The 14,056-nt window shown below is 69.9% G+C and carries 13 protein-coding genes; 1 reads left to right on the top strand and 12 read right to left on the bottom strand.

Going from position 1 to position 14,056, the window contains the following annotated elements; genetic code table 11:
• Window positions 1–74: 74 nt before the first annotated feature.
• The 12 genes from ADK64_RS16775 to ADK64_RS16720 all read right to left on the bottom strand — a co-directional run bounded on the left by ADK64_RS16775 (window position 75) and on the right by ADK64_RS16720 (window position 12,370).
• Complete coding sequence (locus ADK64_RS16775) at window positions 75–1,013, bottom strand: glutaminase (protein ID WP_053659691.1); 939 nt, start codon at window positions 1,011–1,013, stop codon at window positions 75–77.
• A gap of 50 nt (window positions 1,014–1,063) precedes the next feature.
• On the bottom strand, window positions 1,064–2,473 hold the full coding sequence (aspA, locus tag ADK64_RS16770; protein ID WP_053659689.1) for an aspartate ammonia-lyase: 1,410 nt from the start codon (window positions 2,471–2,473) through the stop codon (window positions 1,064–1,066).
• A gap of 139 nt (window positions 2,474–2,612) precedes the next feature.
• A complete protein-coding gene (locus tag ADK64_RS16765; RefSeq protein WP_053659687.1) occupies window positions 2,613–3,629 on the bottom strand; it encodes an asparaginase in 1,017 nt (338 codons plus the stop codon).
• A gap of 41 nt (window positions 3,630–3,670) precedes the next feature.
• Window positions 3,671–5,110, bottom strand: coding sequence for an amino acid permease (locus ADK64_RS16760; RefSeq protein WP_053659685.1), 1,440 nt, complete (start codon window positions 5,108–5,110; stop codon window positions 3,671–3,673).
• Window positions 5,107–5,784 (bottom strand): FadR/GntR family transcriptional regulator, encoded by a 678-nt coding sequence (locus ADK64_RS16755; RefSeq protein WP_053659683.1) that lies wholly within the window; start codon window positions 5,782–5,784, stop codon window positions 5,107–5,109. The genes ADK64_RS16760 and ADK64_RS16755 overlap by 4 nt, the downstream gene beginning before the upstream one ends.
• A 173-nt stretch (window positions 5,785–5,957) precedes the next feature.
• A complete protein-coding gene (locus tag ADK64_RS16750; protein WP_053659681.1) occupies window positions 5,958–6,794 on the bottom strand; it encodes an undecaprenyl-diphosphate phosphatase in 837 nt (278 codons plus the stop codon).
• A 73-nt stretch (window positions 6,795–6,867) separates the two neighbouring features.
• The gene (gene crcB, locus ADK64_RS16745; protein ID WP_053659680.1) at window positions 6,868–7,242 is read right to left on the bottom strand and encodes a fluoride efflux transporter CrcB; all 375 of its coding nucleotides are present in this window, start codon (window positions 7,240–7,242) and stop codon (window positions 6,868–6,870) included.
• Window positions 7,239–7,619, bottom strand: a complete 381-nt coding sequence (locus ADK64_RS16740; protein ID WP_053659678.1) for a DUF190 domain-containing protein — start codon at window positions 7,617–7,619, stop codon at window positions 7,239–7,241. The genes crcB (ADK64_RS16745) and ADK64_RS16740 overlap by 4 nt, the downstream gene beginning before the upstream one ends.
• Window positions 7,616–8,077, bottom strand: a complete 462-nt coding sequence (crcB, locus tag ADK64_RS16735; protein WP_053659676.1) for a fluoride efflux transporter CrcB — start codon at window positions 8,075–8,077, stop codon at window positions 7,616–7,618. Before crcB (ADK64_RS16735) ends, ADK64_RS16740 begins: the two co-directional genes overlap by 4 nt.
• Before the next feature lie 113 nt (window positions 8,078–8,190).
• Window positions 8,191–8,478, bottom strand: a complete 288-nt coding sequence (locus ADK64_RS16730; protein ID WP_053659675.1) for a hypothetical protein — start codon at window positions 8,476–8,478, stop codon at window positions 8,191–8,193.
• A 189-nt stretch (window positions 8,479–8,667) separates the two neighbouring features.
• Window positions 8,668–10,230 (bottom strand): glycosyl hydrolase 53 family protein, encoded by a 1,563-nt coding sequence (locus ADK64_RS16725; RefSeq protein WP_053659673.1) that lies wholly within the window; start codon window positions 10,228–10,230, stop codon window positions 8,668–8,670.
• A 109-nt stretch (window positions 10,231–10,339) separates the two neighbouring features.
• Entirely contained in the window at window positions 10,340–12,370 is a 2,031-nt protein-coding gene (locus ADK64_RS16720) for a beta-galactosidase (protein ID WP_053659671.1), read from the bottom strand.
• Window positions 12,371–12,604: 234 nt separating this feature from the next.
• On the opposite strand from ADK64_RS16720, the gene ADK64_RS16715 reads away from it, so the two are divergent.
• Window positions 12,605–13,921 (top strand): ABC transporter substrate-binding protein, encoded by a 1,317-nt coding sequence (locus tag ADK64_RS16715; RefSeq protein ID WP_053659669.1) that lies wholly within the window; start codon window positions 12,605–12,607, stop codon window positions 13,919–13,921.
• Window positions 13,922–14,056: the final 135 nt, after the last annotated feature.

The following is a 14,056-nucleotide window of genomic DNA, read 5'->3' as shown; positions in this document are numbered from 1 at the left end:
CGCCGAGCCCTCCGGGTGGGGGCCGAGATGTGACCGGTGGGGGCACCTTCCGCATCCCGTGCCGACGAGTCCCGTCAGAACACCGACAGCCCGGTGAGGGTCGTGAACCGGTCCAGCGCGGCCACCCCGGCCACCGAGTTGCCGCGCTCGTCCAGGCCCGGGCTCCATACGCACAGGGTGCAGCGGCCCGGCACGACCGCGATGATCCCGCCACCGACGCCGCTCTTTCCGGGCAGCCCCACGCGGTAGGCGAAGTCACCGGCCGCGTCGTACGTCCCGCAGGTCAGCATGACCGCGTTGACCTGCTTGGCCTGGCTGCGGGTGAGCAGCCGGCCACCGTCGGCGCGGATGCCGTGCCGGGCGAGGAAGCCGGTGGCGAGGGCCAGGTCGGCGCAGGAGGCGGCGACGGAGCACTGCCGGAAGTACTGGTCGAGCAGGACCGTCACGTCGTTGTCGATGTTGCCGTAGGACGCCATGAAGTGGGCGAGGGCCGCGTTGCGGTCGCCGTGGGCGGTCTCGGAGGCCGCGACCTCCTGGTCGAAGTCCAGGGCCGGGTTGCCGCTCTCGGCGCGCAGGAAGGCCAGCAGTTCCCCGGCCGCGTCCGAGGTACGGGTCTGCAGGCGGTCGGTGACGACGAGCGCGCCCGCGTTGATGAAAGGATTCCGCGGGATGCCGTTCTCGTACTCCAGCTGGACCAGGGAGTTGAACGGGTTGCCGGAGGGTTCGCGGCCCACGTGCTCCCAGAGTTCGTCGCCCTCGCGGGCCAGGTCCAGGGCGAGTGTGAACACCTTGGTGATGGACTGCGCGGAGAAGGGCTGCCGCCACTCCCCCACCCCGTACACCGTGCCGTCCAGCTCGGCGACCGCCATGCCGAAGCTGCGCGCGTCGCGGGCGGCGAGGGCCGGGATGTAGTCGGCGGGGCGGCCTCGGCCGGGGGTGCGGCCTATCTCCTCCGCGATGCGCTCCAGGACCGGCAGGAAGGTGTGGGACGACGTCGTTGTCATGATCACCATTGTGCCTTCCGTCCGGTCCCAGAGCGTCATCGAGTGCGCGTTGCCGCAGGTCAGGCGAGGGGTGCCACACTTCCGGCGAGGACCTCGGGGCGCAGCAGACCGGCAAGCCTCTCGGCCGGCAGCAGGCCCTTCTCCAGCACCAGTTCGGCCACGCCCCGGCCCGTGACGAGGGCCTCCTTGGCGATGTCGGTGGCGGCGGTGTAGCCGATGTGCGGGTTGAGCGCGGTGACCAGGCCGATGGAGTTCTCCACGGTCGCGCGCAGCCGCTCGGTGTTGGCGGTGATGCCGTTCACGCAGCGCTCGGCGAGCGTCAGGCAGGCGCTCTGCAGATGGGTGATCGACTCCGACAGCGAGTGCAGGATGATCGGCTCGAAGGCGTTGAGCTGGAGCTGTCCGGCCTCGGCGGCCATGGTGATGGCGACGTCGTTGCCGATCACCTCGAAGGCGACCTGGTTGACCACCTCGGGGATCACCGGGTTGACCTTGCCCGGCATGATCGACGAACCGGCCTGTACCGGCGGCAGGTTGATCTCGCCGAGGCCCGCGCGCGGACCGGAGGACAGCAGCCTGAGGTCGTTGCAGCTCTTGGAGAGCTTGACCGCGATCCGCTTGAGCACGCCGGACATCTGGACGAAGGCACCGCAGTCCTGCGTGGCCTCGACCAGGTTGGCGGCGGTGACCAGAGGCAGCCCGGTGATCGCGGCCAGGTGCCGACGGGCGGCCTCGGCGTAGCCGGCGGGCGCGTTGAGACCGGTGCCGATCGCGGTGGCACCGAGGTTGATCTCATGGATCAGCTCGACGGCCTCGGCAAGACGGCTGCGGTCCTCCTCGATCATGACGGCATAGGCGGAGAACTCCTGGCCGAGCGTCATCGGCACGGCGTCCTGCAACTGTGTACGGCCCATCTTGAGCACGTCACGGAACTCGACGGCCTTGCGGGCGAAGGCGTCCTGCAGCACAGCCATCGCCTTGAGCAGTCCACGGACCGCGAAGACCGTCGCTATCTTGACGGCGGTCGGGTAGACGTCATTGGTGGACTGGCCGAGGTTGACGTCCTCGTTGGGGTGCAGATGCGTGTACTCGCCCTTGGCGTGGCCGAGCAGTTCCAGCGCCCGGTTCGCCACGACCTCGTTGGCGTTCATGTTGGTGGACGTGCCGGCGCCGCCTTGGATGACGTCGACGACGAACTGGTCGTGCAGCCCGCCCGCCCGGATCTCCCGGCAGGCGGCGACGATCGCGCGGGCCTTCTCGGGCGCCAGCCGCCCCAGCTCCTCGTTGGCGAGCGCGGCGGCCTCCTTGACGGCGGCCAGGGCGTCGATCAGATGCGGGTACGCGGAGATCGGCGTACCGGTGATGGGGAAGTTCTCCGTGGCACGCAGGGTGTGCACACCCCAGTACGCGTCGGCGGGTACGTCACGGTCGCCGAGCAGGTCGTGCTCGCTGCGGGTGGCGGCGGTCATGAGGGTTCAGGTCCTCTTTCTGAGGGGGTGAAAGTAAGCGCGCCCCACAGGGGCGCGGGGAACTGCGCGACCAGCCACGAACGGCCCGCGGACCGGCGACGACCCGCAGTCCCCCGAACGACCGGCATTCCGCGGCGCACTACGCGCAGGTGGTGAACGGAACGGGATCCAGCGCACGCACGGCCCGCACGCACCCCACCGGCTTCCCGCCCCCGAGCAGCGGCTCACCCGCGAACTCGGTCAGCGACTCGGGGTCCACGCCCGCGCGCGCGAGTGCGGCCGCCGCGACCGGGACACGGGCGCGATTCGCCCCGTCGGCGATCTTCACGGCGACGGCCCGGCCGTCGGGCAGCGCGGCGACCTGCACGCCCTCGAAGCCGTCCTTGGCGAGCAGCCCCGGCACGGCACGCATCAGCGCGGCCACGTCGCGGCCGGAGCCGGAGGCCATCTCGGCGTGCTCGCGCATGGCGTCGGCGACCCGGGCCTCGGGCGTGCCGGGCGCGGCGGAGGCGATCCGGGCGACGGCGCGGGCGAGGCCGTGCAGGGAGATGGAGAACAGGGGCGCGCCGCAGCCGTCCACGGTGACCCGGGCGACCCGCTGGCCGGTCAGGTCCTCGACGATCTCCTGGACGGCCTGCTGGAGGGGGTGGGCCGGGTCGAGGTAGTCCGGCAGGGACCAGTCGTTCAGCTTGGCGGTCCACAGCATCGCCGCGTGCTTGCCGGAGCAGTTCTGGGCGAGCCGGTCGGGCAGGCGGCCCTCGCGGATCCAGACGTCCCGTACGACCGGGTCGAACGGCATGTCGGGGACGTTGCGCAGGTCGTCCTCGGTGAGCCCGGCGAGTTCGAGGATGCGCCGGGTGCCGGCGAGGTGGCGTTCCTCGCCCGAGTGGCTCGCGGCGGCCAGCGAGAGCAGTTCGCCGTCGAGCGGCAGCCCGGCCCGCAGCATGGCCACGGCCTGCACGGGCTTGATGGCCGAGCGGGGGTAGAAGGCGGCCTCGATGTCGCCGAGCTGGAAGTCCACCCGGCCGTCGGCGCCGAGGACGACGACGGAACCGTAGTGGATGCCCTCGACCACCCCGTCGCGGACGAGGTGGGCGACGGGTGCGTGGAGGGGTTCGCGGACGACGGGTGCGTCGGCGGGGGAACTGCTGTACATCACTGCCTGTATCGATGAGTCGGATCGGGCCGGTTCGCGGGTCACGCGTCGGCACCGGTGGACGGGCGCGCTATGCGGCCGCGGATGGCGTACCAGCCCGCGACCAGCGCTGCGGCGATCAGCGGCAGACACAGCACGGTGGTGCGTCCGGCGCCGCCGTCGGCGTACATGAGGACCAGGACGGAGACGAGGAACGCCAGCGTCACGATCTCGGTCCAGGGGGAACCCGGCAGCCGGTAGGACGGCCGGGTCAGCTCGCCCTGCCGGGTCTTCCGCCAGAAGAACAAATGACAGACCATGATCATTCCCCAGGTGGCGAGGATGCCGATCGCCGCGAAGTTGAGGACGATCTCGAACGCGTCGGCGGGGACGACGTAGTTGAGGCCCACGCCGAGGACACAGATACCGCTGGTGAGCAGGATTCCGCCGTACGGGACCTGGCTGCGGCTCATCCGCCCGGTGAACTTGGGCGCCGAGCCGCTCATGGCCATGGAGCGCAGGATGCGGCCGGTGGAGTACAGGCCGGAGTTGAGCGAGGACATGGCAGCGGTGAGCACGACCAGGTTCATCACGCCGCCGGCCGCCGGGATGCCGACGTTCGACAGGACGGTCACGAAGGGGCTCTCGCCGGCGGTGTACTTGTTCCAGGGCAGCAGCATCGAGAGCAGGACGACCGAGCCGACGTAGAACAGGCCCACGCGCCACATGATCGAGTTGATCGCCTTCGGCATGATCTTCTCGGGGTTCTCGGTCTCGCCCGCGGCCACGCCGACCAGTTCGACGGAGGCGTAGGCGAAGACGACGCCCTGGATGATCAGCAGCATGGGCAGCATGCCGTTGGGGAAGATGCCGCCGTTGTCGGTGATCAGGGACGGGCCGGGGTGGTGGCCGGCGACCGGGTGCTGGGTGACCAGCAGGAAGATGCCGATGCACATGAAGATCACCAGTGCGCTGACCTTGACGATCGCGAACCAGAACTCCAGTTCGCCAAAAATCTTGACCGAGATCAGATTGACGGTCAACACGACGGCCAGCGCGATCAATGCGATCAACCATTGAGGAATGTCGGAGAACATGCCCCAGTAGTGGGTGTAGGTGGCGACCGCGGTGATGTCGGCGATGCCGGTGGTGGCCCAGTTGAGGAAGTACATCCAGCCCGCGGTGTACGCGCCCTTCTCCCCGAGGAACTCCCGCGCGTACGACACGAAGGCACCGGAGGAGGGGCGGTACAGGACGAGTTCGCCGAGGGCGCGCACGACCAGGAAGGCGAAGACGCCGCAGACGGCGTACGCGATGAAGAGGGAGGGCCCGGCGTCGGCGAGCCTGCCTCCGGCGCCGAGGAAGAGGCCGGTGCCGATGGCTCCGCCGATGGCGATCATGTTGACGTGCCGGTGCTTCAGGCCTTTGCTGTAGCCGGCGTCTCCGGCGTCGACATGGCCGGACGAGGGGCGCGTCTCGTCTTTGAGGTGCTGCTCGCTCACGCCTCGGGTCCGCCTTCCGTGGGGAGGTCCGTCCGCTGGGGACGCACGATGTCGGTGAGGGTCGTCTCGACGCGGTCCAGGTGGTGGCTCATGGCCTCGACCGCGTCGTCTTCGCAACCGTCGATCAGCGCTTCGACGATCGCCCGGTGCTCGCGGTTGGACTGCTCACGACGGCCGCCCAGCTCGTTGAGGAAGGCCGACTGGCGCGCCAGTGCGTCGCGGATCTCCTCGATGACCCGGCGGAAGACCGGGTTCTGGGCGGCCTCGGCGACCGCGAGATGGAAGAGGGTGTCCATCGCGACCCAGGCCGTGGTGTCCGTCTCCCGCTCCATGCGGTCGAGCAGATGGGCCAGGTGGTCCAGGTTCTCCGGGGTGCGGCGGGTCGCCGCGTACCCGGCGACCGGGATCTCGATGTGCCGGCGGACCTCCAGCAGGTCGCTGGCCGCGTAGTCGCCGAAGGTGGGGTCCTCGACGGCACTGGCGACGACGAAGGTGCCCTTGCCGGTCCTGGAGACCGTCAGGCCCATCGTCTGCAGCGCGCGCAGCGCCTCGCGCAGCACGGGCCGGGACACCTCGAGGGTGCGGCACAGCTCGGCCTCGGAGGGGAGCTTGTCGCCGATGGCGTACGCGCCGCGTTCGATGGCGCCGCGAAGGTGGCCGAGGACCGCTTCCATGGCGCTGACACGCCGGGGGCCCAGACCACCTGTCTGGCTGTCTGACAGGTTCACGGGAGCGATCCTGCGGGTTGCGCGCCGGGACTGTCAAGGCATCGAGGCAAGGAAACATTCACGGGGTGTGGCACCTGAATACAGGCATCCACACCCCGTGAGCGACCAGGACAGGCGGATCAGGCGCTGAGCACACCCGTGGCGAGCAGGCCGAGCAGGCCCGCGCCGATGGCGATCCGGTAGATCACGAAGGCGTTGAAGGAGTGCTTGGCGACGAACTTCAGCAGCCAGGCGATGGAGGCGTAGGCGACCACGAAGGAGACGATGGTGCCGACGGCCAGCGGGGCCGCGCCCACGCCGGCGCCGAGGGCGTCCTTCAGCTCGTAGATGCCCGCGCCGGTCAGGGCCGGGATGCCGAGGAAGAACGACAGCCGGGTGGCGGCGACGCGGTCCAGGTCCAGGATGAGCGCGGTGGACATGGTGGCGCCGGAGCGGGAGAAGCCGGGGAAGAGCAGGGCGAGGATCTGGGAGCAGCCGACCCACATCGCGTCCTTGAACGAGGTGTCGTCCTCGCCGCGCTTGTGCCGGCCCATCTGGTCAGCCGCCCACATCACGCCCGAACCGACGATCAGCGAGCCGGCCACCACCCACAGGGAGCCGAGCGCACCGTCGATCAGCGGCTTGGCGGCCAGGCCCACGACGACGATCGGGATGGTGGCGGCGATCACCCACCAGGCGAACTTGTAGTCGTGGTGGTAGCGCTCCTCGCGGTTGGTGAGACCGCGGAACCAGGCGGAGACGATCCGCTTGATGTCCTTGAAGAAGTACACGAGCACGGCGGCGATGGCGCCGACCTGGATGACGGCCGAGAAGGCGACGACGGACGTGTCGTCGACGGGGATGTTCATGAGCCCCTCGGCGATCTTCAGGTGACCGGTGGAGGACACCGGGAGGAACTCGGTCACCCCCTCGACGACTCCGAGGACGACGGCTTGACCGACGGAGATGGCGCTCATGGGATCCAGTTCTGAGGAGAGTTGGTCGACAGTGCTGTAGACAGTCTTACTATGCCCGACCGTAGGGCAGGGATCAGGCCCACAGCGCTCCGGCGAGCCAGACCCCGGCGAAGGCCGCGGCGAGCCCGGCCGCCACGCTCGTGACGACGTTGACCGCAGCGTAGAGCCCGGAACCGGCCTCGGTCAGCCGCAGGGTCTCGTAGGAGAACGTCGAGTAGGTCGTCAGCGCGCCGCACAGCCCGGTGCCGAGCAGAAGCTGCAGGTGGGGCCCGGCGGCCCCGGCGGCGGCCGCGCCCGTGAGCAGCCCGAGGACCAGACAGCCGACGACGTTCACCACGAGCGTGCCCCAGGGGAAGACCGAGTCGTGGCGGGCCTGTACGGAGCGGTCGGCGAGGTAGCGCAGCGGTGCACCGACCAGGGCCCCCGCGATGACCAGTAGCCAGTTCACAACGACTTCTTACCTTCCGGCTCCGCGGCGTCCGGTCCCGCCGTCCGCCCCACGTACCGGACGACCTCGCACTCCTCCAGGGTCACCAGACCCTCGCCGACGAGTTCGTCGAGCTGCGGCAGGAACGCCCGCACCCGCTCCTCCGTGTCCACGACGACGATCGCCACGGGCAGGTCCTCGCTCAGCGACAACAGGCGCGAGGTGTGGATGCGGGAGGAGGCGCCGAAGCCCTCGATGCCCCGGAAGACGCTCGCCCCGGCGAGTCCGGCCGCGTGCGCGCGGTGCACGATCTCGGAGTAGAGGGGCCTGTGGTGCCAGGTGTCGTCCTCGCCGATGTAGACGGTGAGCCGGAGGGCCCGGCCGCTGAGCGACGTCATCGCTGCCTCCTGATGAGCACCCGGCGGGCGGCCACCGCGCCGAGCCACACCGCCGCCAGGGCCGCGCACAGCGTCCCGGCGAGATAGGCCGGCCAGAGGCCCGGGCGGCCGCTCTCGACCAGCTTGCGGATGTCGACGGCGTAGGTGGAGAACGTGGTGAAGCCGCCGAGGACGCCGGTGCCGAAGAACGGGCGCACCAGGCGGTGGGCAGCCCACACGTCGGTGATGAGGACCATGAACACGCCGATCACGGCGCATCCGATGACGTTGGTCCAGAAGGTCGCCCAGGGGAAGCAGCCGGCGGGCGTGGGCCAGGCGAGGGTCAGCGCGTAGCGGGCCGTCGCGCCGACGGCGCCGCCGATCGCGACCACCGCGACGACGGGACCCTGGGTACGCCACTCGGCCCGCCCGCGTGACGCGGCGCGGACACGGATGCTCTCGGCTTCCGGGGCTGTCATGCTGGTACGTCTCCTGTTCGGCCCGCCCCGACGGGTGATCACGGCCGGGCACCAGGGTACCGCCGCACGGCCGAGCGGCGTTGCGCCTGTACGACGGTCCGGGAACGGCGTGCTCACCAGCCCTTCTCGAACATCCGGGCCACTTCGACGATGCGGATCTCGTCGCGCCGGTAGTAGCGGCGGCAGCGCACGCGGTGGGCCCGCAGCAGGCCGAGGCGGGTGAGGAAGTCCAGGTGGGCGCGGGCGGTACGGCAGGGCACGCCGAGCTTGGCGGCCACGGCCCGGGCGGTGACGCCGGTCTCGGCGAGGTCGCGACGGCCGCGGGCGGGGAAGTGGGCCGAGGGGTCCTTGAGCCATTCCAGGATCGCCTTCCGCATCCGGCCCGAGGGAGTTCCCGTCATCCGTCCGCCCTCCGTCCCCGGCCTCCTCGTACGCAGTGTTCCCACTGTGGCCCGGGCGACGCCGTCGCGTCCGGGACTCGGCGGCCGTTGTCCGGTACGGAGCGCCGCGCGACCGAGGAGCACCGGCCGGGCCCGGACACGGGGCGAGGGCCCGGCCGCCCCCGAAGGCCGGGCCCCGTCACGGGTGGTTCAGCGGTGGCTGAACCACGTCATGGAGGAGAGCGCCTTGCGGTCGTAGCCGAACAGGGCCTGGTTCTCCCAGCCGTTGCCGGAGGTGGCGTCGGTGGGATCCCAGCCGTTGCCGGTGACGGCGGTCCAGGTGGCCTCCCAGTAGAAGACACCGAGGCCTCGGCCGTTCGGGACGGCCTCCACGATGCTCGCCACGTCGTTCATCCACTCGGTCTGGCCGGCCACCGTCGCCGGGTAGCCGCTCACCAGCTCGCCGGTGGTGTCGATCTGGTTCTCCAGGGAGTCGTCCTGGGCCAGCGTGAAGGGGTAGGCGGTCTCGGCGACGAACACGGGCTTGCCGTAGCGGGAGGCCGCGTCGTCCAGCGTGCTCTGGAAGTCGGAGAGCGGGCCGTGCCAGTAGCCGTAGTACGACAGGCCGATCGCGTCGAACTTCACGCCGTCCGCCACGGCGTTGTCGAACCACCACTCGGTGCCGGCCTTGTCCCCGCCCTTGGCCAGGTGCAGCGCGACGACCGTGGACGAGCTGACCGCCTTGGCGGCGTCGTAGCCCGAGTTGAGCAGTCCGGCCAGCTGGCTCCAGTTGTCGGTCGATCCCTCGGCCCAGAGCATGCCGCCGTTGATCTCATTGCCGATCTGGACCATGTCGGCGGTGGTGCCTTGAGCCTTCAAGGCGTTCAATACGTCGTACGTGTGGTTGTACACGTCTGTCTTGAGCTGACTGTATGTATGGCCCACCCATGCGGCCGGCTTGGTCTGGGCGCCGGGGTCGGCCCAGGTGTCGGAGTAGTGGAAGTCGACCAGGAGCTTCATGCCCTGCGCCTTGATGCGCTTGGCCATGGCGAGGACGTGCGCCTTGTCGTTGTAACCGTCCGCGGGGTTCACCCAGACCTTCAGGCGGGCGTAGTTCATGCCGTAGGACTTCAGGATGGCCAGCGCGTCGCCGGTGGTGCCGGAACTCGTCCTGTAGACCCCGCCCTTGGCCTCGCTCTTGGCGAGGGAGGAGATGTCGGCGCCGTGGATGGATGTACCGGTCGTGCCGGACGTGAAGGTCAGATCGTCAACATTGATCCAGTTGCCGGCGTTCGCGTCACTGTTGATGCTGATGGTGCACTGGTTGCCGGTCACATTGACCGGCGTGACGATGCGGATCCACCCACTGGACGAGACGGGCAGATCGGTACGCTGCTCCGCACTCCCGCAATTCTTGAGCGCTATGTACGCGGCGTTCTGACCGCCGCTGGAGCGCACCCACGCGGTCAGGGTGTAGCTGCCGTTGGTCAGGCCCGACAGATACTGGTACGTCTCCACCTTGTAGGCGGCGGACGCGTACTGGGTGAGGCGGTAACTCCCGCTGTGGCCACCGGACTCGGTGTACGAGGCGCCGGTGTCTCCGTACTCGGACCAGCCGGCCGGAGTGGCCGTGCCGGTGCCGTCGGACTCGAAGCCGCCGTTGGTCAGGGTGCTCGCGGCCTGCGCGGTCTGGGCGGGCACGGCGGTGAGGGCGAGCCCGGCGGCGAGCGGCAGCAGCAGGGCTCTGATGGTGCGTCTGGGATGGAACTTCATCGTCCGTCGTCCCTTCGACGTAACTGGGGAGGGGTGTCCTCCAGTGGGGCTGGAGGAGAGCCCCTCCGCCCGCGGCTCTCGTGGCACACGCGGGCGGAGGGGGGCCTGCTCAGCCGTCGAGTCGTACGACCCGGACGGCCCCCGCCGGAACCGCGAGCCGGCCCGCGGCGCGTTCGCCCGTCAGCAGTTCGGTGCCGGGCGTGTCCAGCGGCACCTTCGTGTCGCCGGCGGTGTGGTTGATCGCGAAGAGATAGGTGCCGGACTCGCCGCTGCGGCGCACCACTTCGACGTCCCGGGGCAGGTCGGTGCGCGGGGGGATCCGGGCGTCGTCGGCCGCCCGGCCGATCAGGGCGTCGAGGCCGTGGGCGTCGAGGCGGGTGGAGACGTACCAGGCGGCGCCCCGGCCGAGCCGGTGCCGGGTGACGGCCGGGCGGCCCGCGGTGAGCCCGTCGGCGTACTCCCACACGGTCTCGGCGCCGCGCGGCACGACGAACTCCGTCCACACGTCGCCGGTCAGCTCCGTCGACCCGGCGCCGTCGGGGCCGGTCAGCCGCACCCGCTGGTCCGTCAGCAGCGGCGAGAACTCCTCCACCGTCAGGCCGAGGACGTCACGCAGCGCACCGGGGTAGGCGCCCTCGTGCACGGCGTCGTGCTCGTCGACGATGCCGGAGAAGTACGACACCACGAGCGTGCCGCCGTTCTCGACGTACTCGCGGACGTTGTTCCCGGCCGCCTCCGTCGTCAGGTACAGGGCGGGTACGACGACAAGGGGATACACCGACAAGTCGGCTTCCGGATGGGCGAAGTCGACGGTGAGGTGGCGGTCGTAGAGGGACGCGTAGAAGGCGTCGGCGCGTTCGCGCGGGTCGTGGTCCTCGCTGGGGCGCCAGGCGAGGTTCTGTGCCCACCAGGACTGCCAGTCCCACAGCATGGCCACGTCGGCCTCGGTGCGGGTGCCGCGGATGCCGCTCAACGAGCCGACGGACGCGCCCAGTTCGGCCACCTCGCGCCAGACCCGGGTGTCGGTGCCGCCGTGCGGCAGCATCGCCGAGTGGAACTTCTCGGCGCCGCGCCGGGACTGGCGCCACTGGAAGAACATCGCGCCCTCGGAGCCGCGGGCCACGTGGGCGAGCGAGTTGCGGGCCATCTGGCCGGGTGCCTTGGCGGGGTTGCGGGGCTGCCAGTTGACGCCCGAGGTGGAGTGCTCCAGCAGCAGCCAGGGCGCTCCGCCGGCGACCGAGCGGGTGAGGTCGGCGGCCATGGCGAGGTTGACGTGGGTGCGGCGGCCGTCGGTGATCAGATAGTGGTCGTTGGTGACGAGGTCGACCTCGCGGCCCCAGGCCCAGTAGTCGATCGAGTCGCACTGGCTGAGCGCGGTCATGAAGTTGGTGGTCACCGGCACACCCGGGGAGAGGCGGTGCAGGATGTCGCGTTCGGCCCGGAAGTTCTCGCGGATGGTCGCGTCGGCGAACCGCTTGTAGTCGAGGGCCTGGCCCGGGTTGCCGACGGTCGGGGTGGCCCGGGGTGGGCCGATCTGCTCGAAACCGGTGTAGTGCTGGCCCCAGAAGGCCGTTCCCCAGGCCTCGTTGACCGCCTCGACCGTGCCATGGGTCCGCGCGAGCCAGCGGCGGAAGTGGGCGGCGCAGGAGTCGCAGTAGCAGGCCGAGACGGGGACGCCGTACTCGTTGTGCACGTGCCACAGGGCGAGCGCGGGGTGGTCGCCGTAGCGTTCGGCGAGTTTCACGGTGATCGCCTTGGCGGCGGCCCGGTAGTCCGCGTTGCTGTGGCAGATCGCGCCGCGTGAGCCGAACGCGTACCGCGTGCCCTCGGCGGTCACGGGCAGCGCCTCGGGGTGCGCGCGGTAGAACCAGGCGGGCGGGGAGACGGTGGGCGTGCCGAGGTCGACGCGGATGCCGCCGGCGTGCAGCAGGGCGAGGACGCGGTCCAGCCAGCCGAAGTCGTACTCCCCCGGCGCCGGCTCCAGCAGGGCCCAGGAGAAGATCCCGACGCTCACCATCGTGACACCGGCCTCCCGCATCAGCCGGACGTCCTCCTGCCAGACGCTTTCCGGCCACTGCTCGGGGTTGTAGTCCCCGCCGAAGGCGAGCCTGGTGAGGCCCCTGGGGCTGGTGTCCGGCATGGATCTCTCCCGGGAAATCGATCATTTGGGAACGTTCACACACAGCAGCGGTGATGTGAGCCCAACATAACCGCACAGCAACAACCATTGACAAGTGTCCGGGATGTTTCTCTACTGTGAACGCTCACAGAAGCATGCCAGGGACTTGCAGCTGACGAGATCCGGGTCATGTGAACGTGCACATCTGCATGGCAGTCCCCGCAGCGGGCGGGGACCCAGGTCAGGGGAGAAACCATGCCGCACACGAAGCGCCGCCGCCTCGTGACAACCGCCCTCGCCGTCGCGCTCGGCGCGACCACCCTCGCCGCCTGCGGCTCCGGGGACGACAGCACGTCCGAGTCCGGCCCGGTCTCACTGACGTACTGGACCTGGACGCCCGGCATGGACAAGGTCGTTGACCTGTGGAACAAGGGGCCGGGGAAGAAGGACCGGATCACCGTCACGGTGAAGAAGCAGGCGTCCGGCGACACGCTGGTCACCAAGATCCTCACCGCGCACAAGGCGAAGAAGGCCCCGGACCTGGTGCAGGCCGAGTACCAGGCGCTGCCGACGCTGGTCAGCAATGACGCGCTGGCCGACATCTCCAAGCAGGTCGGCGACGTCGAGGACAAGTTCGCCGAGGGCGTCTGGCAGCAGACCACGCTCGGCACCGACGCGGTCTACGCGATACCCCAGGACATCGGCCCGATGATGTTCTACTACCGCGAGGACCTGTTCAAGAAGTACGGCCTGACGGTCCCCACCACCTGGGAGCAGTTCGCCGAGACCGCCCGCCAGTTGAAGAAGAAGGCGCCGGACAAGTCCCTGACGACCTTCTCCGCCAACGACTCCGGCCTCTTCGCGGGTCTGGCCCAGCAGGCCGGCGCCACGTGGTGGACCACGTCCGGCGGCAAGTGGAAGGTCGCGATCGACGACACCGCCACCCGGAAGGTCGCCGCGTTCTGGGGCGGGCTGGTCAAGGAGGGCGCGATCGACAACCAGCCGATGTACACCCCGGCCTGGAACAAGGCGCTGGACACCGGCAAGCAGATCGCCTGGGTGAGCGCCGTGTGGGCGCCGGGGACGCTTACCACGGCCGCGCCCGACACGAAGGGCAAGTGGGCGATGGCCCCGCTGCCGCAGTGGTCGGCGACCGAGGACCTGACCGGCAGCTGGGGCGGCTCCTCCACGGCCGTGACCACCGACTCCGCGCACCGGGAGGCGGCCGCCGAGTTCGCGGCGTGGCTGAACACCGATCCCGACGCCCTCAACGCGCTGGCGAAGGACGGCGGTATCTACCCGGCCTCCACGTCCGCCCAGCTCAGCGGCGCGTTCTCCAACCCGCCGGACTACTTCTCGAACCAGGCCGACTTCTACCCCGAGGCGGCCCGGATCGCGAAGACCACCGCGCCGGCGGCCTGGGGTCCGAACGTGAACGTCGCCTACGCCTCCTTCAAGGACGCGTTCGGCTCCGCCGCCAAGAACAAGTCGGACTTCGCCGCCGCCCTGCACAAGATGCAGGACGACACGGTCGCCGACATGAAGAAGCAGGGTTTCGGGGTCTCCCGGTGAGCAGCACCACCAGCCGGAAGGCGTACGGGGTCAAGGGAAGCCGTAAAGAATCAACCCGTTGCTTTCATAGGACAAGATCGTTGCTCTGGTATGAGCTTCGCCGCCGATGTTCTGAATCAGCTTGCGCTGCGGTTT

The sequence above is a fragment of the Streptomyces sp. MMG1121 genome (genome assembly GCF_001280015.1).
Lineage (GTDB): Bacteria > Actinomycetota > Actinomycetes > Streptomycetales > Streptomycetaceae > Streptomyces.
Note: the sequence above shows the minus strand (reverse complement) of the source record. Positions and strands in the feature narration are given on the sequence as shown.